The following is a 21813-nucleotide window of genomic DNA, read 5'->3' as shown; positions in this document are numbered from 1 at the left end:
ATGCCACACATTGAGATTGTCACCGGCGTTGTGGTGGATGAGGTCGCCCTCGACCTTGATGAACTGGCCCAGGCCTGTTCGGTTGATGCCCTGTGGATCGTCGAGCGGGTCGAGTCCGGGCTGCTCTGCGAGGAAGCTCAGCAACTGCGCTTCAGCAGTGCCGAACTACTCCGCGCCCGGCGCCTGCTGGCAATCGAGCGCGATTTTGACGCCAACCCTGAACTGGCCGCCCTGGTGGTGGATTTGATCGAGGAAGTCGGGCGGCTCAAGGGGCGGCTCAGGGCGGCGGGCATCGACGACAAATAGTCGCGGCTGGGCTTTCCGAGTGCAGGGGTGAGTTCGCGCAATAAGACTCACAGAGTCGGTTGTGAACCGGCTTGGCTTTGCTGATTGTTCCTGCTGGCCGGCAGGAGCTGATCGCGTAAGTGACTGCAGTGCCTGAGCGGGTCGTTCATGGGCGTGCTGCCGACGGCAATCTTGCGCGCTAATTCTTCATTCCAATACTTCAACAATAGTTGTAGTGTTGGAGCATGGAAAAGATAACCGCCACCAGCATTTTCGAGTCCCTGTCATCCGGCCTGCGCCTGGATGTCTACCGGCTATTGGTCAAACAGGGCAGCGCCGGCCTGGTCGCCGGCGAAATTGCGGCGACCCTCGATGTGCCGCCAACTAATCTCTCGTTTCACCTCAAGGCGCTGACCCAGGCCGGGATGCTGACGGTGCAGCAGGAAGGCCGCTTCCAGCGCTACCGGGCCAATATCCCGCTGATGCTGGACCTGATCGCCTACCTCACCGAGGAGTGTTGCGCCGGCCACCCGGAGCAATGCGCCGGCCTGCGTGCCCAGTCCAGCTGCGCGCCGGCAGTGCTGCCATCGCTGACCTGACGCAAAGCCGAGTACAGGTGAATTGTGTCCCACTGCTATGCATAACCATTCAACAATTGTTGGAGAGTTAAAATGAAAGCCGTTGAAGTTTTGATCCTGCCCTCTGCTGCAATGGCGTGTGCGGCGTCGCAGTCGACCAGGCATTGGTCAGCTTCGCGGCTTACGTGGACTGGGCGCGCCAGCAGGGTGCCAAGATCGCGCCTTTCAATCTGGCCCAGCCGCTGCTGCTGAGTCCAGCGGTTGTGAACACAACCAAGGCCGTCGTGACGATGGCCGCAGTAGGCAGGCCATTTTTTAGCGTCTCTCAGGAGAGCCCCATGCAATTTCTCGATCAACCACCACGCTTTCTGTTTTTTACCGGCAAGGGCGGTGTGGGTAAAACCTCGATTGCCTGCGCCACCGCCGTGCGCCTGGCCGCCGAAGGCAAGTCCGTGCTGCTGGTGAGTACCGACCCAGCCTCCAATGTTGGCCAGGTGTTCGGCGTCAGCATCGGTAATCAGGTCACCCGTATTCCGGCGGTGGCGAACCTGTCGGCACTGGAAATCGACCCGCAGGCGGCCGCACAACTGTATCGCGACCGCATCGTTGGCCCGGTGCGCGGCGTGTTGCCCGAAGACGTGGTGAAGAGCATCGAGGAGCAGTTGTCCGGTGCCTGCACTACGGAAATTGCCGCCTTCGACGAGTTCACCGCGCTGCTCACCGATGCGGCGTTGACCCAGGACTACCAGCACATCATCTTCGATACCGCGCCCACCGGGCACACCATTCGCCTGCTGCAACTGCCCGGCGCCTGGAGTGGTTTTCTCGAAGATGGCAAGGGCGATGCCTCCTGCCTCGGCCCGCTGGCCGGCCTGGAAAAGCAGCGCAGCCAGTACCAGGCTGCGGTAGAAGCCCTGGCCGACCCACGGCGAACTCGCCTGGTACTGGTGGCCCGCGCACAGGCCTCGACCCTGCGCGAAGCTGCGCGCACCCATGAGGAACTGGCCGCGATTGGCTTGCGCCAGCAGTACCTGGTGATCAATGGTGTGCTGCCCGCTGCCGAGGCGGCAGAGGATGAGCTGGCTGCGGCGATTTACACCCGCGAACAGGCGGTCATTGCGGCGATTCCTGGCGTGTTGCAGGCGCTGCCCCGTGACCAGATCGCGCTCAAGGCATTCAATCTGGTGGGGCTCGACGCGTTGCAGCACCTGCTCGGTAACGACGCACCGCCGATTGCCGCCGCGGATCTGCAACAAGCGCCAGCGCTGGATGCGCCAACGCTGGCGGCGATGGTCGATGAAATCGCCGCCGACGGCCATGGCCTGATCATGGTGATGGGCAAGGGCGGGGTGGGTAAAACCACCCTGGCTGCGGCCGTCGCGGTCGAGCTTGCGCAGCGTGGCCTGCCGGTGCACCTGACCACCTCGGACCCGGCTGCGCATCTGAGCGAAACCCTCAGCGAAGCCCTGGACAACCTGCGGGTCAGTCGCATCGATCCCCATGCAGAAACCGAACGCTACCGTCAGCAGGTGCTGCAGAGCAAAGGCGCCAAGCTCGACGCCCAGGGCCGAGCCATGCTCGAAGAAGATCTACGCTCGCCCTGCACCGAGGAAATCGCCGTGTTCCAGGCCTTCTCGCGGATCATCCGCGAAGGCGGCAAGCAGTTCGTGGTGATGGATACCGCTCCGACCGGCCATACCCTGTTGTTGCTCGATGCCACCGGCGCCTATCACCGCGATATCGCTCGGCAGATGGGCGACAAAGGCGTGCATTTCACCACGCCGATGATGCAGCTGCAGGACCCCAAACAGACCAAGGTGCTGCTGGTGACCCTGGCCGAAACCACCCCGGTGCTGGAGGCGGCCAGCCTGCAGGACGACCTGCGCCGTGCCGGTATCGAACCCTGGGCCTGGGTCATCAACAACAGCATCGCCGCTGCCACCACCCGTTCCCCACTGTTGCTGCAACGCGCCGCCAACGAGCGCCACGAGATCGCTGCCGTGGCCAATCTGCACGCCCGTCGTTATGCCCTGGTGCCGCTGCTCAAGCACGAGCCGGTGGGCATCCGCAACCTGCGCGCGCTGGCGCATAGAGAAGAGGTTTGAGTATGAGTGGGACACAGCCGATTGGCTTTTTCGAGCGCTACCTGTCGGTCTGGGTGGCGCTCTGTATCGCCGCCGGGATTGGCCTGGGCAGCCTGTTTCCACAGCTGTTCCAGAGCATGGCCAGCCTTGAGTACGGTTCGGTCAACTTCATTGTCGCCGTGCTGATCTGGCTGATGGTCTACCCGATGATGGTGTCGGTGGACTTCTCCAGCCTCAAGCGTATTCACGAACGGCCCAAGGGGCTGATCATCACCCTGACGGTCAATTGGCTGATCAAGCCGTTCACCATGGCCGGCCTGGGTGTGTTGTTCTTCCATTATTTCTTTATCGACTTGATCGACCCGACTGACGCCAGCCAATACATCGCCGGTTTGATCCTGCTCGGTGCCGCGCCCTGTACCGCCATGGTCTTCGTCTGGTCGCAGCTGACCCGCGGTGACGCCACCTACACCCTGGCCCAGGTGGCGCTGAATGACGTGATCATGATCTTCGCCTTCGCCCCGCTGGTTGCGCTGCTGCTTGGGGTTACCGATATCGAGGTGCCCTGGGCAACCTTGATTCTCTCGGTCGGGCTCTACGTGTTGATTCCGCTGATCGCCGGGGTGTTCACCCGCCTCAAACTCAGTGCCGGCGCCAACACGGCGGTGGAGGCCGAACAGGCCGTTTCGCGCTTCACTGCCCGGGTAAAACCCCTGTCGGTGCTCGGCCTGCTCGGCACCGTGGTGTTGCTGTTCGGCTTTCAAGGGCAGATCATTCTCGATAAGCCGCTGTTGATTGCCTTGATTGCCGTGCCCTTGCTGATTCAGTCCTACGGCATTTTTGCCATTGCCTACGCGGCGGCGCGGCTATGGAAAGTGCCCTTCAATGTGGCAGCGCCCTGCGCCCTGATCGGCACCTCGAACTTCTTCGAGCTGGCGGTGGCGGTGGCGATCGGTTTGTTCGGCCTCAACTCCGGGGCCGCCTTGGTCACCGTGGTCGGGGTGCTGGTGGAAGTGCCGGTGATGCTGTCGCTGGTGGCTTTTGCCAACCGCACCCAGGGCTGGTTTCCGCAGGCGGCGGCCACCTGCGCTGCGACAGTTGCATCTCAATCAGCAGCACCTCAAGCAGCACCTAAAACAGAAGGACAGTTGCACTGCGGGGCACCTGTTAGCCAATCCCCTCCGCGCGGAAATTGATATGAGCAAGCCGCTGCTACATCTGTGTGACAACGACGCGCGCGCTATCTCGACTGCTGCTGCCCTGGCCGGGGTTTCGATCGAGACGCTGAACAGTCGCTGCTTCTGCATCAGTCTGGACCCCGAGGCGCTGCGCGATGCCCTGGAGTCGACCCTGGGCCAGCCCGGTCTGTTCGAGCTGGTGCAGCAGCGTTGTCCCTATCTGTTTGCCGCGCATCCGGTGTTTATCGCGCCTGCGCACTTGCAGCGCATGGCCGAGGTGGTGCGCGCGGTGGAGTCGGTGGTTGCGCTGCCGGCATACCGCGAGCGGGTATTGGCGCGCTCGCCGGCCATCGCGGCGCATGATCCGGGCGGTGCCAAGGGGGTGTTCTTCGGCTACGACTTTCATGTCACCGACGACGCTTTCGGCCTGATCGAGATCAACAGCAATGCTGGCGGGGCGATGCTCAACGCCGTGCTGGCGCGGGCGCAACGGGCCTGTTGCCCGGCCATCGAACAGCTGCTGCCGCCGGCGCTGCGGGCTGAGACGCTGGAGGCCGGGATTATCGCCATGTTCCGACAGGAATGGGCCTTGGCTGGTAATCAACGGCCACTGCGCAGCATCGCTATCGTCGACGAAGCGCCGCAGCAGCAATACTTGTACCCGGAGTTTCTGCTGTTTCAGCAGCTGTTCCAGCGCCATGGCTTGCAGGCGGTGATCGCCGACCCCGGCGAATTGAGTCTGCGCGACGGTCAGCTCTGGCATGGCGAGCTGGCCATCGATCTGGTCTACAACCGCCTGACCGATTTCGCGCTAGAAGCCCCGGCCAATGCCACGCTGCGCCAGGCCTATCTTGAGCACGCAACCTTGCTCACGCCGCATCCCCAGGCCCATGCCCTGTATGCCGACAAGCGCAACCTGGCGCTGCTCTGCGATGCCGAGCAACTACAGGCGCTCGGCGTATCCGAGGATATTCAGCAACTGCTCTTGGCGGCCATTCCGCATACCGAGGTGGTCGAACCGGCCAGTGCCGAGCGTCTGTGGCGCGAGCGCAAGCGGTTGTTCTTCAAGCCCTGCGCCGGTTATGGCAGTCGCGCCGCCTACCGTGGCGACAAACTGACCCAGCGCGTCTGGCAGGAGATTCTTGCCGGCGATTACGTGGCCCAGGCCCTGGTGCTGCCGGGGCAACGGGTGATGGCCAGCGATACTCCGGCGTTGAAGTTTGATCTGCGTGACTATGCCTACGACGGTGCGGTGCAATGGGTGGCGGCGCGCCTGTATCAGGGTCAGACCACCAACTTCCGCACCCCCGGCGGCGGTTTTGCGCCGGTCTACCCGGTGCCGGAGGGCGGTTGTGGGGCGGACTGCGACTGATCAGCGCGCTGGCTGCTCAGCGTGCCTGGGCAGCCCCAGAGAAATCAGCGCGGCGAGCAGGACGAAGGCCGAGGAAATCCACAGGCAGGCTTCCAGCCCATAAGCCTGATAGACCCAACCCGAGAGCAAGGTGCCGAGCAGCCGGCCCATGGCGTTGGACATGTAGTAAAAACCCACGTCCAGCGACACGCCGTCTTCCTTGGCGTAGCTGACGATCAGGTAGCTGTGCAGCGAGGAATTGACCGCGAACAGCGCACCGAACACCAGCAGGCCGCCGAGCAACACCCAGTGCGCCGACACGTCGCTGTATAAGCCGAGGGCTATGGCTGCTGGCAGACCCGCCAGCAAGGCGGCCCAGACGAAGGCGGCACGGCCATCGGGTACCTCGCCGCGCGCATTGCCGGTGATCGACGGAGCGAAGGACTGGACGATGCCGTAACCGATCACCCAGGCCGCGAGAAAGCCGCCGACCATCCAGAAGTCCCAGCCAAATACACTGGACAGGTACACCGGTAGCGCCACCACGAACCAAACATCACGGGCGCCGAACAGGAATAAACGCGCGGCCGAAAGGATGTTGATCGCCCGGCTTTTCGACAGGATGTCGCGAAATTTCGGCTTGGCGCTGGCCTTGCCCAGGTCCTTTTTCAGCAGCATCAGGCTGGCCAGCCAGACCACCGCCAGCAGCGCCGCCATCACCAGAAGTGCACCGCGAAAGTCGAGCAGGGCGAGCAGGGCGCCGCCGAGGAAAAAGCCTACGCCCTTGAGCGCATTCTTCGAGCCGGTAAGGATCGCCACCCACTTGTACAGCGTGCCCTGCTGGCTGTTCGGCACCAGCAGCTTGATCGAGCTCTTGGCGCTCATCTTGTTCAGGTCTTTGGCGATCCCGGACATGGCCTGTGCGCCCATTACCCACGGGATGGTCAGCCAGGCTGCCGGCACCGTCAGCATCAGCAAGGCGGCCACCTGCAGGCCCAGGCCGATGTTCATGGTGCGATTGAGACCCAGGCGTGCGCCCAGGTAACCGCCGACCAAGTTGGTGATCACACCGAAAATCTCGTAGAACAGAAACAGCGCGGCGATCTGCAGCGGCGTATAGCCCAGGCTGTGGAAATGCAGCACCACCAGCATGCGCAAGGCGCCGTCGGTGAGGGTGAAGGCCCAGTAGTTGCCGGTTACCAGCAGGTATTGGCGGACTTCTGGAGCCAGGCGGGACAAGGCATGCATTGAGGGGTCCTGTGCTGCTGTGATGGGTATCGCTAAGCTCAACCCATCCTACGAAACGATGTTCTGTAGGAGGGGCTTTAGCCGCGAACAGCGCGATGCCAATCGCGGCTAAAGCGGAATGCCGCCCAGCCCCTCCCACAACTGCGTTGTCAGTCCGCCAAACCAACCAGCCGCGCCAGTTCCACGGTGCGATTGGCGTAGGCCCATTCGTTGTCGTACCAGGCGTACAGCTTGACCTGGGTGCCGTTGATCACCATGGTCGAGAGCGCATCGATGATCGAGGAACGCGGATCGGTGCGGTAGTCGATCGACACCAGCGGACGTTCCTCGTAGCCGAGGATGTCTTTCAGGGAACCGGCTGCTGCCGCCTTGAACAGGGCATTGACCTCAGCCACGGTGGTGGCGCGTTCGACCTCGAACACGCAGTCGGTCAGTGAGGCGTTGGCCAGTGGCACGCGCACGGCCAAGCCGTTCAAACGGCCCTTGAGATCGGGGAAGATCTCGGCAATTGCACTGGCCGAGCCGGTACTGGTGGGGATCAGACTCATGCCCGCAGCGCGTGCGCGGCGCAGATCCTTGTGCGGCTGGTCGAGGATGCTCTGGCTATTGGTCAGGTCGTGGATGGTGGTGATCGAGCCGTGGCGGATGCCCAGGTGTTCGTGGATCACCTTGACCACCGGCGCTAGACAGTTGGTGGTGCAGGACGCGGCGGTGACGATGCGGTGCAGGGCCGGGTCGAACAGGTCCTGATTGACGCCCATGACGATATTCAGTGCGCCGGCTTCCTTCACCGGCGCGCTGACCACCACGCGCTTGACCCCTTGCTCCAGGTAACCCGAAAGTACCGCGACGGTTTTCATCTTGCCGCTGGCTTCGATGACCAGGTCGCAGCCCGACCAGTCAGTGTCGGCGATGGCCTTGTTGGCAGTGAGCTTGATCCGCTTGCCGTCGATCACAATGCAGTCGTCAGCACTGCTCGCCTCATGCTGCCAGCGGCCATGCACCGAATCGAAATTGAGCAGGTGCGCGTGGGTTGCCGCATCACCGGCCGGGTCATTGATTTGCACGAACTCGAACTCCGGCCAGCCCCAGGCAGCGCGCAATGCCAGGCGGCCGATGCGACCAAAACCGTTGATGCCTACTTTGATGGTCATGCTGGTTTCCTCATGCAGTGAATGTGTCGGTGCAATGAATTTATAGCGCGTGCTGGTTGACCCGTTTGGACAAGGCTTGCGCGGATTCCTTGCGCTCGGAGTAGCGATCCACCAGATAGTCCTGGCGTTCGCGCAGCAGCAAGGTGAACTTGACCAGTTCTTCCATGACGTCCACTAGCCGATCATAAAAAGATGACGGTTTCATCCGCCCATCGGCGTCGAATTCGAGAAACGCCTTGGGCACCGAAGACTGGTTGGGGATGGTGAACATGCGCATCCAGCGGCCCAGCACACGCAACTGGTTGACCACGTTGAACGACTGCGAGCCGCCGCAGACCTGCATCACCGCGAGGGTCTTGCCCTGGGTCGGGCGTACCGCGCCGATGGCCAGGGGAACCCAGTCGATCTGCGCCTTGAACACCGCACTCATTGAGCCGTGACGCTCTGGCGAACACCACACCTGGCCTTCTGACCACTGCATCAGGTCGCGCAACTCCTGCACCTTGGGGTGGCTGTCAGGCGCGTCATCCGGCAGGGGTAAACCGGCGGGGTCGAACACCCGCGTCTCGGCGCCAAAATGTTGCAAGAGGCGCGCGGCTTCTTCAATCATCAGGCGGCTGAACGACCGCTCCCGGTTCGAACCGTAAAGCAGCAAAATGCGTGGCTTGTGAGTGAGCGTTAGCTGGCTGCCGAGTGTCTCAAGGGGCGGCAGCCCGACCAGCGCGGTATCCAGATTAGGCAGGTGATCGTTGTCCATCAGTTCATTCCAGTGGTGTCGCAACAGATGGCGAGGCGCGCGGGCCGCTCGCCCATGCCGTCGAGGCGCTTGGCGTCGGGGCTGAGCCAGTGCCGGTTGGCGGCCAATGTGGCGTCCAGTACGGCAATTACCCATACGGGCAGGTTAGGGTGCAGGCGGTAATACACCCACTGGCCCTGGCGTCGGTCCGCCAGCAGCCCGCAGGTGCGCAACTGCGCCAGGTGCCGTGAGACCTTGGGCTGGCTTTCGTCCAGCGCGCAGGTCAGCTCGCAGACGCAGAGCTCTTGCTGCGCCGTGATCAGCAGCATCAGGCGTATCCGGGTGTCATCGGCCAGGCACTTGAAGACGCTGGTCGGGGTCAGGTGTTCTACCATTGCTGCTCTCAACGTTTGGTTTTTACCAGCACGAACATCTTGATCCGTTCATGGATCTCATGCAGGCAGTGACGGAAGGCATCCGGCTTGTCACTGGTCACCGGATCTTCGAAGTTCCAAGCCAACTTTTCGCCAGCGAAGTTGATGTGTTCGCATTCCTGGGCCGATTTATCGCACAGGCTGATGACGTATTCGAAGTCATTGAAATTGAACTCATCGAGCGACTTGCTGCGCAAGCCTTGGGTGTCGACGCCCAGGTGCTGTAAGGCATCGAGGGTGCGCGAGTCGACTGCAGTGGGTGTACTACCGGCACTGAACGCGGCAAAGTTTTCCCGATCGGTGTGCCTGAGCAGCGCCTCGGCGAGTTGCGAGCGGGCGGCATTGGCGACGCAGACGAACAGTACGCGGGTTTGGTAGGCCATTGCAGGGTCTCGATTTATATATGGCTGTCCGAATATACGTTTTATCGTATGTACGGTAAAGCCCCGCGGCTAATCGATGCAGCTGCCTCCCAGCCGCGAATCGCCTGATTGGCAGGTATAGTGCGTGCGGTGAGCAACAGCTCTTCTCCCATTCAGCGCAAGAGCCCCATGCACCGACTCGACCTGAAAATTCGCCTGCACTGTGGCGCCGATATCGCTATTGGCCCCGGCAAGGCCGACTTGCTCGAAGCCATCCAGCAAACCGGCTCGATCAGCGCAGCCGCGCGCAGCCTGGGTATGTCCTACCGGCGTGCCTGGCTGCTGGTCGAAACCATGAACCGCTGCTTTACGTCCCCCTTGGTGACCACCCTGGCGGGCGGCCGTCATGGGGGCGGCGCCCAGTTGAGCGAGCTGGGCGTGCAGGTGCTGCAGCGCTACCGTGAACTCTGCGATCAGGCGTTGGCCGCCGTGCAGGATGGCCTGGATGATCTTGGCGCCTTGTTAGCGAATCCCACGCCCGTGCCCCGCTAAGCAGCCGCCAGAAGTCATCCCTGGAGGGATTCGCGTACGCTTAAGCAGGTTTTTACGAGGACGTGTAGCGCGGCGCGGCCTGTGAGGCTGACGGCGATGGGGCGGTGCGCGCGGGTCGCGCATCCTACGCAATCGATTGCGACTACCACGTAGGGTGCGCTGTGCGCACCAGCAGCTATTCTGAGCAGGTGAACCGCGCTCAGGAGACAGGGAATGTCCGACTACCGCCGCGCCCAGGATTTGGGCGCCTGCTATTTCTTCACCCTGGTGACCCACCAGCGCCAGCCCTTGCTGACCCAGCCGAGGTTGCGTGAAGCCTTGCACCTGGCCATCGTTAAGGTGCGTCAGCGTTACCCCTTCAACATTCGCGGCTGGGTGCTGCTGCCGGATCATCTGCATTGCCTGTGGCAGATGCCCGTGGGCGATGCCGAGTTTGGCTTGCGCTGGTCGATGATCAAGCGTCTGACTTCTCAGGAGCTGCCCCGCGCGCCGGGGGTGATCAGCTTGAGCCGCTGCCTGCGCCGTGAGTCTGGGTTGTGGCAGCGGCGCTTCTGGGAACACCGCATCCGCGATGACCAGGACTACCGCCGGCACCTGGATTATTTGCATTGGAATCCGGTGCGCCACGGCCTGGTCGAACGAGTGGCCGACTGGCCTTGGTCGAGCTATCACCGTCTGGTGCGTGAGGGCGTTTATCCGGCGGATTGGGGTGGTGCCGGGGGTGTGGAGGGCGGCTTTGGCGAATGACCGCTGTCGCCGCGGTGCGCACGGCGCACCCTACGCGGTGGGGCGGCGTGCCGTAGGGTGCGCCGCGCGCACCGGGGTTAACCGCCACTGTGTGAGGCCAACGCCTGCTGCGGTGTCCGGTCGAATTGTTGCGAGGGCATGGGGCAGAGAACCGCTGCCGCCATGGTGCGTATGGCGCACCCTACGCGGTGTTGCGGCGTTCCGTAGGGTGCGCTGCGCGCACCGGGCATGACCCGGTGCGGATGTCAGCAAAGGCTTTGCTTTAGCTGACCAGGGTCAGTTCGACCTGCGGCTGTTGTTCCGGCTCGGCTACTCCGGCGAGGAATTCATCACCCCAACGGCGGATGTCGTTGTAGTTGACGATGTCGAATAGCTCGCGCAGCCGCGCCTGGGCTTCTGCCTTGGGCATGTTCAGCGCCAGGTAGCAGACTTGCGCCAGATCCGCAGTGTCATGCGGGTTGGTCAGCAGCGCGCCCTTGAGTTCGGCGGCGGCGCCGGCGAATTCCGAGAGCACCAGCACACCAGGGCCTTCCAGCAGGCCCTGGACGGCGACGAACTCCTTGGCCACCAGGTTGAGACCGTCGCGCAGCGGGGTGATCCACATCACGTCGGCCATGGCGTACCAGGCCACCACCTGCTCGAAGGGGAAACTGCGGAAGAAGAACTGCACCGGCGTCCAGCCGATGCTGGCGAAGCGGCCGTTGATGCGACCTACGGCTTGCTCGATCTGCGCTTGCAGCTCGTCATAGATGGTCATTTCACTGGCGGCAGGCACGCAGATACTGACCAGGGTGACCTTGCCCAGCAGCTCCGGGTTGTCCGCCAGCAGGCGCTCGAAGGCCTGGAGTTTTTCCAGGATGCCCTTGGTGTAGTCGAGGCGTTCCACCGAGAGGATCAGTTTCAGCCCGCTAAGCTCCTTGCGCAGGTCGGCCATCAGCTCCTGGATCTTCGGTTGCTCCAGGGCGCTGCTGATCCGGCCGATATCCAGGCCGACCGGGTGGGCGCCGAGTTTGACGATCCGGCTACCGGTGTCCACCGCAGTGGTCATGCGCTCCAGGCCCACGGCGCAGCCATAGGTGATGAAGCGCGGGGCGCAGTTCTGCCGGCTGACGGTTTGCAGTGGGGTGACGCCGCGTGCCACGTCGACGAAATTCTCCACCTGGCGCGGGATGTGAAAGCCGATGTAGTCGCATTGCAGCAGGCTGCCGATGATCTGCCGGCGCCAGGGCAGCACGTTGAATACATCCGCCGAGGGGAAGTAGGTGTGGTGGAAGAAGGCGATGCGCAGATCCGGGCGCAACTCGCGCAGGTAGCCAGGCACCATCCACAGGTTGTAGTCATGCAACCAGACGATCGCACCTTCGGCGGCTTCCAGGGCGGTGCGTTCGGCGAAGGCACGGTTGACCTTGAGGAACACCTGCCAGTCGTCTTCGTTAAAGGTGGCGCGCTCCCAGAAGGTGTGCAGGGTCGGCCAGAACGCTTCCTTGGAGAAGCGCTTGTAGAAAATGTCGACTTCTTCCTTGCTTAGCTTGACCCGCGCCGCCTTGAGCTTGGGGTAGCGCTCGGCATCTACGCTTGTGTGGATGTCGAACGGCTCGTCGTCGTCTTCATGCACCGCCCAGGCGACCCAGGAGCCGGGGCGACCGTCACCGAAAAAGCTCAGCAGGGTAGGAATGATGCCGTTCGGCGAGGTCGGTCGGCGGCGTTGTAGCTTGCCGTTGACCCGGTGTTCTTCATAGGGCAGGCGGTGGTAGACCATCACCAGTTCCGACTTGCCGGGTTCAGCCGCAATGCGCCGTTCGGCGGCAATGCCGTGCTCGCCGAGGAAACCGAAGTGGGCGAATGCCTGGAGAATCCCGCCGCAACCTGCGCGGCTGGCGTGCAAGGTGTGCGAGGACTGTTCGGTGGCTTTCAGCAAGCCAGCTTCCGAGTTACCAACGCAGACACTGTTGAAGGTGCCATTGAGCATGCTCAGGTCGTTGAGGCTGTGGCCAGCTGCCAGTACCTGGTCATTGTCCAGTTCCAGCCAGTCGGCCAGGGCTTGCAGGCTGCTGCCTTTATTGACGCCCTGCGGCAGAAAATCCAGGTAGCGCTCGGCGGAATACAGCAGGTCACAGCCGAGCGATTGGGCAGCGGCAAGCAGGGCCGGGTTGGCGGCTTGCTCAGGGCTGCAGAAGTAGGAGCAGCGGCGCATCTGCGGTACGTCCTGGCGCTCCAGTTCGAAGCCTTCGATGGCGCTGGCAACCTGGCTCTCGCCGGGCCAGAGCGCATCGATCTTGCTTTGCAGCGGCTGGATCGGCTGCAGGGTGTCGCCGTGGGTAAAGCTGGCGCCGACATCCGAGATGATGAAGTCCGGCTGAGGCAAGGTTGGGTCGGCCAGCAGCGGCAGTACCGACTCCAGGCTGCGGCCGGTGACATAGGCCAGGCGGATTTCCGGGTGCGCGGCGATGATCTGATAAAGGCTTAAGCGATCCTCGGGATCACCGGAGAGAAAGGTTCCATCGAGATCGGTAGCAAGTAACATGCGCAGTCTCCTTATGCAGTTGACGCGCCGACATGGGCCGACGTGCTAAGTATCGGGCGGACTCGCTTTGCAGCGGTCGCCTCTTTTGTTATGCAGGGGCAGAACCTTGGTTCGGCTCCTGCGCTGATTCGGTTAGCGGTTCTTCGCTGCTTTCGTCTGCCGGCGGTGCATCGGGCATCAGTTCCAGCACTGTATGGCTGGTGCGCAGCATTGGCATGAAGTGCCCGTGCGGCTCGCTGACCAAGTCGCTGACGTGGCGCAACCGGTAGAGGGTGTAGGCAGCGAGCAAACCCAGGGTCGCGGCGAAGTACAGCGGCAGTGCCTGAGCGCCCAGATGTTGCATGAGCAAGCCTGCCAGCAGGGGGCCGCACACCGAGCCGATGCCGTTGACCATCAGCAGGCTGCTGGAACCGGCGAGCACCTCATCGCTGTGCAGCTGATCGATCAGCTGCGCCACGGCAATTGGGTAAATCGCGAAGGCCAGGCCGCCCCAGACGAACATCGCTGCGAGCAGCAGACGCCCGGCAGGCAGCACGCTCATCAGCAGGGCCACCACCACCGACAACGCGACCACCCATAACAACACCAGGCGCCGGTCGTGCTTGTCGGAGTAAATGCCGATCGGCCACTGCAGCAGGGCGCCGCCGAGAATCGCGCCGCTCATCAACAAGCCAATGCCGGTGGCGTCGAAACCGCTGAGGCTCGCATACACCGGCGCCATGCCCCAGAAAGCGCCTAGGGCCAGACCGGAAAGGCCGGCGGCGGCAATCGCCAGCGGAGCAATGCCAACCAACTGGCGCAGGTTGGTGTGCATGGTTTCCGGTACGCTGGGCTGCGGTTGGCGGGTCAGGGTGATCGGCATCAAGGCAGCACTGATCAACATGGCGGCGAGCACGAACAGCACAAAATCGCTGGGGTCGGCCAGATTGAGCAGCTGCTGCGCCGCCGCCAGGGCGCCGAGGTTGACCGCCATGTAAACAGCGAACACCTGGCCGCGTTTGTCGTTGGGTGCCCGGGCGTTGAGCCAGCTCTCGATCACCATGTACAGGCTGACCAGCGCCAGACCATAAAGCACACGCAGGCCGAGCCAGACCCAGGGGTCGATGATCAGAATGTGCATCAGTGCGGTGATGGCGGCCAGTGCGGCACAAAAGGCAAACGCGCGGATATGCCCAACGCGGCGAACCAGCGGAATCGCTAGCCAGGTGCCAAGGAGAAAACCGACGAAGTACCCGGACATAATCAGTCCGAGCATCCCGGTGGAGTAGCCTTCGGCCACGCCGCGCAGGGTCAGTAGGGTGTTGAGCAGGCCATTGCCGAGGAGGAGTAAAGCAACCCCACCGAGCAATGAGCTGATAGGGGCAATCAGGGACCACATAGCGAAATACCCTAGGGGACTATGCCTGCAATAGCAAGCATGAATCGCGCCAATGGCTGTTGTGGTTTCGGGTTAAGCTATTGTTTTTAAAGACTTATTTTTATTGATGAACGGTCTTTTGGTTATCTTGACGCGCTGTCTGATTTGATTGGTTTTCCGCCGGCGAGCCCTGCTCGAGCAGTGGGCAGTGAAAGCCAGGCGTCAACGCTTTACTACGGTGCATCCAGTTATAGGGGATAGCGTCGCGGCCGGCTGAGCCTCTTTTAACCGAGACTCAGCGGCGCAGATAGGCGGCGAAGTCGATATCGCCCGCCGACAGGATTGCCTGCACCCGATTGTGCACGTTGAGCTTGCGCAGGATGGCGGAGACGTGGGCTTTGACCGTGGTTTCGGCGATGTCCAGGCTGTAGGCAATCTGCTTGTTTGACTCGCCTTTGGTCATGCGTTCCAGCACCAGCAGTTGCTTGCGGGTCAGGGCTTGCAGCAGTTCCTGGGGGAAGCCGTGGTGATCCGAATGACTGCGGTGTGAGGTGGCTTTTTGCGAGCGAATGATGTCTGGCGGCAAATAGACATTGCCGTTGAGGATCTGCTGGATGGCATCGGTCATCTGCGCGCGCGGTGAGGATTTGGTGATGAAACCGACGGCGCCGTAGGTGATGGCCTGGAGCACGACCTGCTTGTCCTGCTCGGCTGAAACGATCACCACCGGGATGGTCGGTGCCTCGTTGCGCAGGGTTATCAAACCGTTCAGCCCGTGCATGCCTGGCATATTCAGGTCGAGCAGGATCAAGTCGAGGTCGTCATTTTCCAGGGTCATGGCCAAGGCGCTGTCGAGGTCAGCGGTTTCCATGATTTCGCTACCGGGGAAGCCGTCGCTGATCACGTTGTGGATGGCTTCGCGAAACAGCGGATGGTCGTCGGCAATCAGAATTTTGTACATGGCCTTTCACCTCATTGTTGTGATTATGGTGTGGCTTTAGCCGTAGGAAAATGGATGCACGTTTATAGCAAGACGAGCGGTTAGCGATTGAGCGCACTCCAGCCCCGCCAGCAGTCGGGGCGGCAGTAGAACACCGGGGGCGAGCCTTTGTCGCCATGGCTGATCTGCCGGTGGCGGAAAAGAGTGTTGTGACTCTTGCAGTGGTCGGTTTTGGCTGACCATGCGCGGCCGAACCGGGCATCCGCCATGAGTGGGCCATGCAGGCCAAGGAGCTGGCAGACCTCAAACAGGCGGGTCTGCGGTTGTTTGTCGAGTAGGCGTTGCGCCGCCTGAATGTCGACGCTGGGCGCGCGGCTGCCGCCTGTGTAAAACAGGCTTGGCTTGGCCCTTGGCGGCTTAGCCAGCGGTAAGCTTGCGGTCAATGAAAGACCGGTTGGTAGAGGTAGGCAGAACGTCATCGCCTTAAGTCTCACTTCTTTTTGTGTGCGTATTACAGGGCAATACTCCTGCTTTGGAAATTCTACATTGGAGAGTAAAAGCAGTACCAAAGTAGTAGGTGGATGATCGCAAATGGCTGATTTATCGAGGCGCAAGCGGTTGCTGGCGGTGTTCGTCCAGATTGTTTGAGTGGATTGGCCGGGCGACGCTCAGCCGCGAACGGCTGACGCGGAGCGTCTGGGGCTGCATGCACGCGGGTGGTTCGACGGCAGCGCTCGGCAAAGAGCATCGCGGCCAAGGCCCCTCCCACAGGGTCACCAGATCACCGCTAAACCTGCGGGAGCGGTCTTGACCGCGAAGATTTTAAGGGGGATTGGAGCGTTCGAAGCTACAGCCGCTTCTCCGGGGAGTAACCCGTCAGGCAAGAGGGGGAGCCGCGAAGCTGTGCTGTGCAGCGAAGAATTCGCGGCGTTGCGCTTTAGCCGCGCGTGGACCTAGCTGGCGCGGCGCAGGGCGGCGTGTTGCGGGTTGAAGGTGACCACGGCGAGCACTGCGAACAGCGCGGTCAGGCCCAGGCAGATCAGCAGGGCGCTGAGGCTCAGGCGCTGGTAGAGGGCGAAGCGCACCAGTTCGACCGCGTGGGTGAAGGGGTTGAGTGCACACAGCCAGTACAGCCACTCGTTGGCCTCGCGCATCTTCCACAGCGGGTACAGCGCAGACGAGAGGAAGAACAGCGGGAAGATCACGAAATTCATCACCCCGGCGAAGTTCTCCAGCTGGCGGATGCCGTTGCTCAGCAACAGGCCCAGGGCGCTGAGCAGCAGCGCCACCAGCAGCAGCGCGGGCAGGGCGCTTAGCAGGCCCCAGGGCGGAGGCTGTACGCCGTAGAACCAGGCAATGGCGAGAAAGGCATAGACCTGCAGCAGCGAGATCAGGGCGATCGCCAGCAGCTTGCTGGCGAGCAGGAAGGCGCGTGGCAGCGGGCTGGTCAGCAGCACGCGCATGCTGCCCATCTCGCGGTCGTAGACCATCGACAGCGAGCCCTGCATGCCGTTGAACAGCAGGATCATGCACGCCAGCCCCGGGACTATGTAGGTCTCGTAGGTGATGTAGGTGTCGTAGGGCGCGATGATGGCGATGCCCAGCGCCGCGCGGAAGCCGGCGGCGAACACTAAAAGCCATAGCAGCGGCCGCACCAGGGCGCTGAAGAAACGCGAGCGTTGCAGCACGAAGCGCAGCCATTCGCGTTGCACGATGCCTTGCAGGCAGTACCAGTAGGCGTTCACGGGCGAGTCTCCATGGGTGGGTGTGCCAAGCGAAGAGCATCGCGGCCAAGGCCCCTCCCACAAGTCATCAGGTAACTTGCGACGAAGGCTTCTTCAGCAAATCGCGAGGCCACCGCTAAACCGGTGGGAGCGGTCTTGACCGCGAAGCTTTTGTGATCGATTGGAAGAGTCGCGGTTACAACCGCGGCTACCAACACCTCACGCCGTGGCAGCGGCTTCAGCCGCGCAGCGTTCATGCTCGCGTCTCACTGGCGGTCAGGTGCTCGAAGGTGGCGGCCAGGCTGGCGTCGTCGGCGCCGATTTGGCTGGCCAGGCCTTGGGCGACCAGGCGACCACGGTTGAGAATCAACAGTTCGTCGCTGGCCTGTACTTCATCGAGCAAATGGGTGGTCCACAGCACCGCCAGGCCGTCGTCACGACAGAGCTGGCGCACATGCCGGTTGAGCGCCAGGCGGCTGGCCGGGTCGAGGCCGACGCTGGCCTCGTCGAGCAGCAGCAGGCGCGGCTGATGCAGCAGGGCGCGGGCGATTTCCACGCGGCGGCGGTGGCCACCGTTGAGGTCGCGAACCTTCTCGGCGCGCCGTTCGCCGAGCTGCTGGCGCGCCAGTTCCTCGTTGATCCGTGCGCTGGCCAATGGTTTGGCCATGCCGTGCAAGGCCGCGTGGTAGCGCAGGTTCTGCTCCACGCTCAAGTCCAGGTCCAGGGTGCTCTGCTGGAACACCACGCCGAGTTGGCGCAATGCCTGGCGTGGATGCTGGCGCAGGCTGCACCCCATTACCTGGATGTCGCCCTGCTGCAGGTCATAGAGGCGGGTGAGCAGGGCGATCAGGGTCGATTTGCCGGCACCGTTCGGCCCCAGCAGCGCGGTGAAGCTGCCGGGCGCGACGCTGAAACCGACGCCCTGCAACGCCTGGCGCGTGCCGTAGGCGAAAGCTACGGCGCTGACCTCAAGGGCGTTCACGGGGTGACGACCACGCCCCAGGGATATCGGCCGACCTTGATCGACTTGGTCACCTTGAGCGACTTCACATCGATCACCGAGACGTCGCCGCTGACGCCGTTGGTGGTCAGCAGTTGGCTTTGGTCCGGGGTGAATGCCATGTGCCAGACGCGCCGACCGACCAGCAGGTAATCGAGCACCTCATAAGTCTTGGCGTCGACCACCGCCACATGGTTCGAAGGGCCGAGGGCAACGAAGGCATATCTGCCGTCGGCGCTGAGCTTGACCCCGACCGGTTGCACTTTGTCGGGGTGTACGCCCTTGATCTGGAAGGTCAGGACTTTCTCGATCTGCCGGCTGGCGACGTCGATCACGCTGACCGTACCGCCGATTTCCGCCGAGGCCCACAGGCGCTTGCCGTCAGCGTCGAACTCGACATGCCGCGGGCGCTGGTCGACCAGGGTGTTGTCGATCAGGGTCTGGGTGCTGGTGTCGATCCAGTGCAGCATGTTGGTGGTTTCGCTGGTGTTGACCGCCCACTTGCCGTCCGGGCTGACGGCCATGCCTTCGGGCTCTACGCCGACATCGATCTGCGCCAGCACTTCATCGCTTTGCACATCGACCACGGTGACCAGCGCATCGTCTTCGTTGGAGATATACAGCCAGCGGTCATTGGGGTGCAGGGCGAACTGCTCGGGGTCGGCGCCGGAGGGCAGTTCCTTGATGATGGTGCGCGTGGCCAGGTCCATCACCTGGACCCGATCCGAGTCGCTGGCGCAGATGTACAGCAGCTTGTTGTCGCTGGACAGCAGCAGGCCACGCGGACGCATGCCGACCTCCAGGGTGGCCGTCACCTCCATGGTCTTGAGGTCGATCACGCTGATGCTGTCGTCCTTTTCGTTGGAGACGTAGGCAGTGGCGGCGACTGTGGTGCCGGTGCTGATCAGCAGCGTTGCGCCGATCAGGGTGGCGAGCAGGGTCTTGCGCATGTGGTGTCTCCTTTTTGTTCTTGGGCGAGGATTGGTGCGCGCGGCGCACCCTACGGGTTGCTATGCCACGGGCTCCGTAGGGTGCGCCGTGCGCACCATCAAGTACGACTACCAGCCAGATCACAGCTGACTTCCGGTTGATCGAAGCCAAGGCTGTCCAGCTCGCTGGTAGGATGCAGAAAACCGTCCTGCGGCGAGTTGCTGACCAGGGCGCGGGGATGTACCAGAGGGATTGGTTGGCGCAGTTGACCGTTCCAGCTGCGGAAACTCAGCTTGCGACCCTTGAAGCCGTCCAGCGGCAGTTGATCGCTAAGGGCCAGGGTGCGGATTGCGTCGGCGTCGGTCTGGCGCAGTTTGCTCACCGCGCTGGCGATACTGCGCACCGCGATCCAGGCGGCGAAGTCGCGGTCGTTCATCCAGCGCTGGGCGTGGGCTTCGAAGCGCTTCTGCAACTGCGCGGCGCCATAAGTCTCGACAGTCTTGTGCCAGCCGGTCGGGGTCAAACCCTGGGTGCCAGCCACCGGACGCGGGTACCAGGTCTGGTAGGGCAGGTACTCGCCGAAGTCGCCGCGCTCGTCCGCCACCAGCACCACGTCGTACTCCTTGGTCTGGGTGAACAGCGGCATCTCGGCCTGGGCGCTGCGGCGCTGATCGTTGTCAAAACTCCAGGCCTTCTCCGCGACTATCTGGTGGCCGAAGCGCTTGGCCGCCCGGCGCAAGGCCGCGGCATAGGCCTGATCATCTTCGGTTGGCCCGGTGATCAGCAGCCAGCGCGACCATTTGCGCACGGTCAGGAACTGCGCCAGGGCATCAGCCAGCATCGCCCGGCTGGGCAGGGTGTGCAGCACGTTGGCCAGGCATTCGCTCTGGCGCAGGGAGTCGTCGCCGCTGCCGGCATTGATCAGCAGGCTGTCGTCGAGTGATTGGCTGAGCTGACGCAGGGTCGCGGCGGGGGCGTTGACCACGAATAGGCGCACGCCTTGGTCATGCAAGGCGCTGGCGGCTTGGAGCAGACTGTCGCTGTCGGCATGTTCGGCGACAGCGAGGCTGTAGGCATGCTTGAGAAAGCGCCCGGTGCTATTGCTGTCGGCGATCCCCAGTTCGGCGCCGCGCAGGCCGGCGTCCGCAGGTTCGCCAATCACATTGGACAACAATGGCCCGGTTTTCGGGGTGTAGGCCAGGTAGCCGATGCGCACCTGCAGTTCGGGCGCCGGGTTGTTGGCCTGGCCCAGGCCCGCATAACCAAGGACGGCACAGAGCAAGAGGTGACGACTGATCTGGCGCATGGGCAACTCCTGTGTAGGTGTTGCCAGCATAGGAACAGCCCGGCGCCCGGGGAATATGCCCAAAGTACCAGTACCGTTGTACAAAGGTAGTAACCACTCGGGCGTTCAACGTTCCAGGCGGCGGATGTCCAGGCGCAGATGGTCGATCTGCGCCTGGCCGTTGATCACCCTCAGCTGGGCGTTCTCGCGGATCTCCAGTAACTGGGTCGCACCGTTGCTCTGTAGCCGCTCGCTGATACTGGAGAACGCCAGGATGCGCTCATCGACCCGCAGCAGTTCGGTGTTGTCGCGCTGGTACTCGTAGCGCTGGGCGCGGTCGAAGGTGGCCTGCCAGAGTGCCGCCAGTTGCGCCTTGTCCAGGGTAAGCCAGGCCGAACTGTCGGGTAGCCGCACCACTGCCTTCGCCTGCGGGCTGAGGGCCGCGACCAGGGCTTGGGCATCTTGGTTCTGGGCGGCCTGATCGCTGGCGGCCAGAACGGCCATGACGGCGCGCTGCTCGGCGGCACTGGGGCGGCTGAGCGGGTTGCCTGGGCCATCCAGGTTGCTGAGGAATTGGCTGGCGGTGGGGTTGTCGCCTTGCCGGGCGGCTGCGCGAATCCAGTGCAGGCCGGCGATATGCTGTCCCTGCTGATAGAGGCTGTTGCCCAGCGCCCATTGCGCCGAACTGTTGTCCAGTTCGGCGGCGCGCAGGTACCAGGTCGCTGCCTTGGCCTCATCCCGCGGCGTGCCCAGGCCCAGTTCATGGGCGCGGCCGACTTCATGCATGCCAATGGCGTCACCGGCGTCGGCGGCCTGCTGATACCAGTTCAGCGCCTGCACATGATCCTGCTTCACTGCCAGCCCCGCCGCGTGCATGTTGCCGAGGTTGAGCATGCCTTGGCGGTTGCCGGCCTCGGCGAGCTTTCGGTAACGCACATAGGCTTCGTCAAAATCGCCCATCTTGTAGACCGCGTAAGCCTCCAGCACTTGGATCATTTCCCGGGCGATGCGCGGCTGATCGTCGTCGGCCTGTTCAGCCGGTAGAGACGCGCAATACAGCAGCGCCAGCAGCGCTGCGGCCAATGTGCGGAGCGAGGAAGGAGCAGACGTGTGCATGGGTGTGACCTGTCGGCGGGATGACTGAGCGTGTAACGCTAGCAACCAGCGCACGGGTGCGCTCTAGGCTTTAGGTGGCGCCTGGCAGGGCAATTAGTCCGGGGTGCGCGAGAAAACCCTGGCGCAGGTGCGCGGCCAAGGCTTCTGCGAGCTGCGCCGCTTTCGGCGCATGCCATCTGGCTGGGCTCCAAAGTAGCAGTACCCCTGTACCAAGGTAGTAAGCCAGCG

Annotated in this window: 21 protein-coding genes and 1 pseudogene; 8 read left to right on the top strand and 14 right to left on the bottom strand. The window is 62.8% G+C overall.

Features of this window, described 5'->3' with window-relative positions; all coding sequences use genetic code 11:
- The 6 genes and pseudogenes from Q8K09_RS14185 (at window position 1) to Q8K09_RS14160 (ending at window position 5497) form a co-directional block, all read left to right on the top strand.
- Window positions 1-306 (top strand): chaperone modulator CbpM, encoded by a 306-nt coding sequence (locus Q8K09_RS14185; protein ID WP_305255624.1) that lies wholly within the window; start codon window positions 1-3, stop codon window positions 304-306.
- Window positions 307-530: 224 nt separating this feature from the next.
- A complete protein-coding gene (locus Q8K09_RS14180; protein ID WP_305255623.1) occupies window positions 531-884 on the top strand; it encodes a helix-turn-helix transcriptional regulator in 354 nt (117 codons plus the stop codon).
- A gap of 101 nt (window positions 885-985) precedes the next feature.
- Window positions 986-1090 (top strand): annotated as a pseudogene (locus tag Q8K09_RS14175) (arsenic metallochaperone ArsD family protein); the annotation flags it as partial.
- A gap of 111 nt (window positions 1091-1201) precedes the next feature.
- Window positions 1202-2968, top strand: a complete 1767-nt coding sequence (arsA, locus tag Q8K09_RS14170; RefSeq protein ID WP_305255622.1) for an arsenical pump-driving ATPase — start codon at window positions 1202-1204, stop codon at window positions 2966-2968.
- Window positions 2969-2970: 2 nt separating this feature from the next.
- The gene (gene arsB / locus Q8K09_RS14165; protein ID WP_305255621.1) at window positions 2971-4143 is read left to right on the top strand and encodes an ACR3 family arsenite efflux transporter; all 1173 of its coding nucleotides are present in this window, start codon (window positions 2971-2973) and stop codon (window positions 4141-4143) included.
- A gap of 1 nt (window position 4144) precedes the next feature.
- The gene (locus Q8K09_RS14160) at window positions 4145-5497 is read left to right on the top strand and encodes a hypothetical protein (RefSeq protein ID WP_305255620.1); all 1353 of its coding nucleotides are present in this window, start codon (window positions 4145-4147) and stop codon (window positions 5495-5497) included.
- Here Q8K09_RS14160 and arsJ read toward each other — a convergent pair whose 3' ends face one another.
- The 5 genes from arsJ to Q8K09_RS14135 all read right to left on the bottom strand — a co-directional run bounded on the left by arsJ (window position 5498) and on the right by Q8K09_RS14135 (window position 9431).
- A complete protein-coding gene (gene arsJ / locus Q8K09_RS14155; RefSeq protein ID WP_305255619.1) occupies window positions 5498-6724 on the bottom strand; it encodes an organoarsenical effux MFS transporter ArsJ in 1227 nt (408 codons plus the stop codon).
- Between the two features lie 149 nt (window positions 6725-6873).
- Window positions 6874-7878 (bottom strand): ArsJ-associated glyceraldehyde-3-phosphate dehydrogenase, encoded by a 1005-nt coding sequence (locus Q8K09_RS14150; protein WP_305255618.1) that lies wholly within the window; start codon window positions 7876-7878, stop codon window positions 6874-6876.
- Window positions 7879-7918: 40 nt separating this feature from the next.
- Entirely contained in the window at window positions 7919-8635 is a 717-nt protein-coding gene (gene arsH / locus Q8K09_RS14145; protein WP_305255617.1) for an arsenical resistance protein ArsH, read from the bottom strand.
- Entirely contained in the window at window positions 8635-9009 is a 375-nt protein-coding gene (locus tag Q8K09_RS14140) for a metalloregulator ArsR/SmtB family transcription factor (protein ID WP_305255616.1), read from the bottom strand. Before Q8K09_RS14140 ends, arsH begins: the two co-directional genes overlap by 1 nt.
- Before the next feature lie 8 nt (window positions 9010-9017).
- The gene (locus tag Q8K09_RS14135) at window positions 9018-9431 is read right to left on the bottom strand and encodes an arsenate reductase ArsC (protein WP_305255615.1); all 414 of its coding nucleotides are present in this window, start codon (window positions 9429-9431) and stop codon (window positions 9018-9020) included.
- A 168-nt stretch (window positions 9432-9599) separates the two neighbouring features.
- Between Q8K09_RS14135 and Q8K09_RS14130 the strand changes: the two genes are divergently transcribed.
- Window positions 9600-9962, top strand: a complete 363-nt coding sequence (locus tag Q8K09_RS14130) for a winged helix-turn-helix domain-containing protein (protein WP_305255614.1) — start codon at window positions 9600-9602, stop codon at window positions 9960-9962.
- Between the two features lie 213 nt (window positions 9963-10175).
- Complete coding sequence (locus tag Q8K09_RS14125; RefSeq protein WP_305255613.1) at window positions 10176-10709, top strand: transposase; 534 nt, start codon at window positions 10176-10178, stop codon at window positions 10707-10709.
- A 262-nt stretch (window positions 10710-10971) separates the two neighbouring features.
- Here Q8K09_RS14125 and ggpS read toward each other — a convergent pair whose 3' ends face one another.
- From ggpS to Q8K09_RS14080, 9 genes are all read right to left on the bottom strand, one after another.
- Window positions 10972-13233 carry a glucosylglycerol-phosphate synthase gene (gene ggpS, locus Q8K09_RS14120; protein ID WP_305255612.1) on the bottom strand — a complete coding sequence of 754 codons (2262 nt, stop codon included), beginning with the start codon at window positions 13231-13233 and terminating at the stop codon, window positions 10972-10974.
- 88 nt (window positions 13234-13321) lie between these two features.
- Window positions 13322-14611 carry an MFS transporter gene (locus Q8K09_RS14115; RefSeq protein WP_305255611.1) on the bottom strand — a complete coding sequence of 430 codons (1290 nt, stop codon included), beginning with the start codon at window positions 14609-14611 and terminating at the stop codon, window positions 13322-13324.
- 274 nt (window positions 14612-14885) lie between these two features.
- Window positions 14886-15551: a response regulator transcription factor gene (locus Q8K09_RS14110; protein WP_305255610.1), complete on the bottom strand. Its 666-nt coding sequence runs from the start codon at window positions 15549-15551 to the stop codon at window positions 14886-14888.
- Window positions 15552-15631: 80 nt separating this feature from the next.
- Window positions 15632-16144 (bottom strand): hypothetical protein, encoded by a 513-nt coding sequence (locus Q8K09_RS14105; protein ID WP_305255609.1) that lies wholly within the window; start codon window positions 16142-16144, stop codon window positions 15632-15634.
- 339 nt (window positions 16145-16483) lie between these two features.
- Entirely contained in the window at window positions 16484-17275 is a 792-nt protein-coding gene (locus Q8K09_RS14100; protein ID WP_305255608.1) for an ABC transporter permease, read from the bottom strand.
- Between the two features lie 232 nt (window positions 17276-17507).
- Complete coding sequence (locus Q8K09_RS14095) at window positions 17508-18236, bottom strand: ABC transporter ATP-binding protein (RefSeq protein WP_305255607.1); 729 nt, start codon at window positions 18234-18236, stop codon at window positions 17508-17510.
- Window positions 18233-19204: a YVTN family beta-propeller repeat protein gene (locus Q8K09_RS14090; RefSeq protein ID WP_305255606.1), complete on the bottom strand. Its 972-nt coding sequence runs from the start codon at window positions 19202-19204 to the stop codon at window positions 18233-18235. The genes Q8K09_RS14095 and Q8K09_RS14090 overlap by 4 nt, the downstream gene beginning before the upstream one ends.
- Window positions 19205-19302: 98 nt before the next feature.
- Entirely contained in the window at window positions 19303-20490 is a 1188-nt protein-coding gene (locus Q8K09_RS14085; protein ID WP_305255605.1) for an ABC transporter substrate-binding protein, read from the bottom strand.
- Between the two features lie 105 nt (window positions 20491-20595).
- Entirely contained in the window at window positions 20596-21585 is a 990-nt protein-coding gene (locus Q8K09_RS14080) for a tetratricopeptide repeat protein (RefSeq protein ID WP_305255604.1), read from the bottom strand.
- Window positions 21586-21813: the final 228 nt, after the last annotated feature.

It is taken from the genome of Pseudomonas sp., assembly GCF_030683065.1.
In the GTDB taxonomy this organism is placed as follows: Bacteria; Pseudomonadota; Gammaproteobacteria; order Pseudomonadales; family Pseudomonadaceae; genus Aquipseudomonas.
Note: the sequence above shows the minus strand (reverse complement) of the source record. Positions and strands in the feature narration are given on the sequence as shown.

What these genes read in the sequence shown, in the direction of transcription:
- Q8K09_RS14110 (WP_305255610.1), bottom strand. Translation starts at nt 15,551, where the DNA reads ATGTACAAAATTCTGATTGCCGACGACCATCCGCTGTTTCGCGAAGCC.
- arsB (WP_305255621.1), top strand. Translation starts at nt 2,971, where the DNA reads ATGAGTGGGACACAGCCGATTGGCTTTTTCGAGCGCTACCTGTCGGTC.
- Q8K09_RS14090 (WP_305255606.1), bottom strand. Translation starts at nt 19,204, where the DNA reads ATGCGCAAGACCCTGCTCGCCACCCTGATCGGCGCAACGCTGCTGATC.
- Q8K09_RS14135 (WP_305255615.1), bottom strand. Translation starts at nt 9,431, where the DNA reads ATGGCCTACCAAACCCGCGTACTGTTCGTCTGCGTCGCCAATGCCGCC.
- Q8K09_RS14180 (WP_305255623.1), top strand. Translation starts at nt 531, where the DNA reads ATGGAAAAGATAACCGCCACCAGCATTTTCGAGTCCCTGTCATCCGGC.
- Q8K09_RS14150 (WP_305255618.1), bottom strand. Translation starts at nt 7,878, where the DNA reads ATGACCATCAAAGTAGGCATCAACGGTTTTGGTCGCATCGGCCGCCTG.
- Q8K09_RS14085 (WP_305255605.1), bottom strand. Translation starts at nt 20,490, where the DNA reads ATGCGCCAGATCAGTCGTCACCTCTTGCTCTGTGCCGTCCTTGGTTAT.
- Q8K09_RS14140 (WP_305255616.1), bottom strand. Translation starts at nt 9,009, where the DNA reads ATGGTAGAACACCTGACCCCGACCAGCGTCTTCAAGTGCCTGGCCGAT.
- Q8K09_RS14125 (WP_305255613.1), top strand. Translation starts at nt 10,176, where the DNA reads ATGTCCGACTACCGCCGCGCCCAGGATTTGGGCGCCTGCTATTTCTTC.
- Q8K09_RS14130 (WP_305255614.1), top strand. Translation starts at nt 9,600, where the DNA reads ATGCACCGACTCGACCTGAAAATTCGCCTGCACTGTGGCGCCGATATC.
- Q8K09_RS14080 (WP_305255604.1), bottom strand. Translation starts at nt 21,585, where the DNA reads ATGCACACGTCTGCTCCTTCCTCGCTCCGCACATTGGCCGCAGCGCTG.
- Q8K09_RS14115 (WP_305255611.1), bottom strand. Translation starts at nt 14,611, where the DNA reads ATGTGGTCCCTGATTGCCCCTATCAGCTCATTGCTCGGTGGGGTTGCT.
- Q8K09_RS14160 (WP_305255620.1), top strand. Translation starts at nt 4,145, where the DNA reads ATGAGCAAGCCGCTGCTACATCTGTGTGACAACGACGCGCGCGCTATC.
- ggpS (WP_305255612.1), bottom strand. Translation starts at nt 13,233, where the DNA reads ATGTTACTTGCTACCGATCTCGATGGAACCTTTCTCTCCGGTGATCCC.
- arsH (WP_305255617.1), bottom strand. Translation starts at nt 8,635, where the DNA reads ATGGACAACGATCACCTGCCTAATCTGGATACCGCGCTGGTCGGGCTG.
- Q8K09_RS14185 (WP_305255624.1), top strand. Translation starts at nt 1, where the DNA reads ATGCCACACATTGAGATTGTCACCGGCGTTGTGGTGGATGAGGTCGCC.
- arsA (WP_305255622.1), top strand. Translation starts at nt 1,202, where the DNA reads ATGCAATTTCTCGATCAACCACCACGCTTTCTGTTTTTTACCGGCAAG.
- arsJ (WP_305255619.1), bottom strand. Translation starts at nt 6,724, where the DNA reads ATGCATGCCTTGTCCCGCCTGGCTCCAGAAGTCCGCCAATACCTGCTG.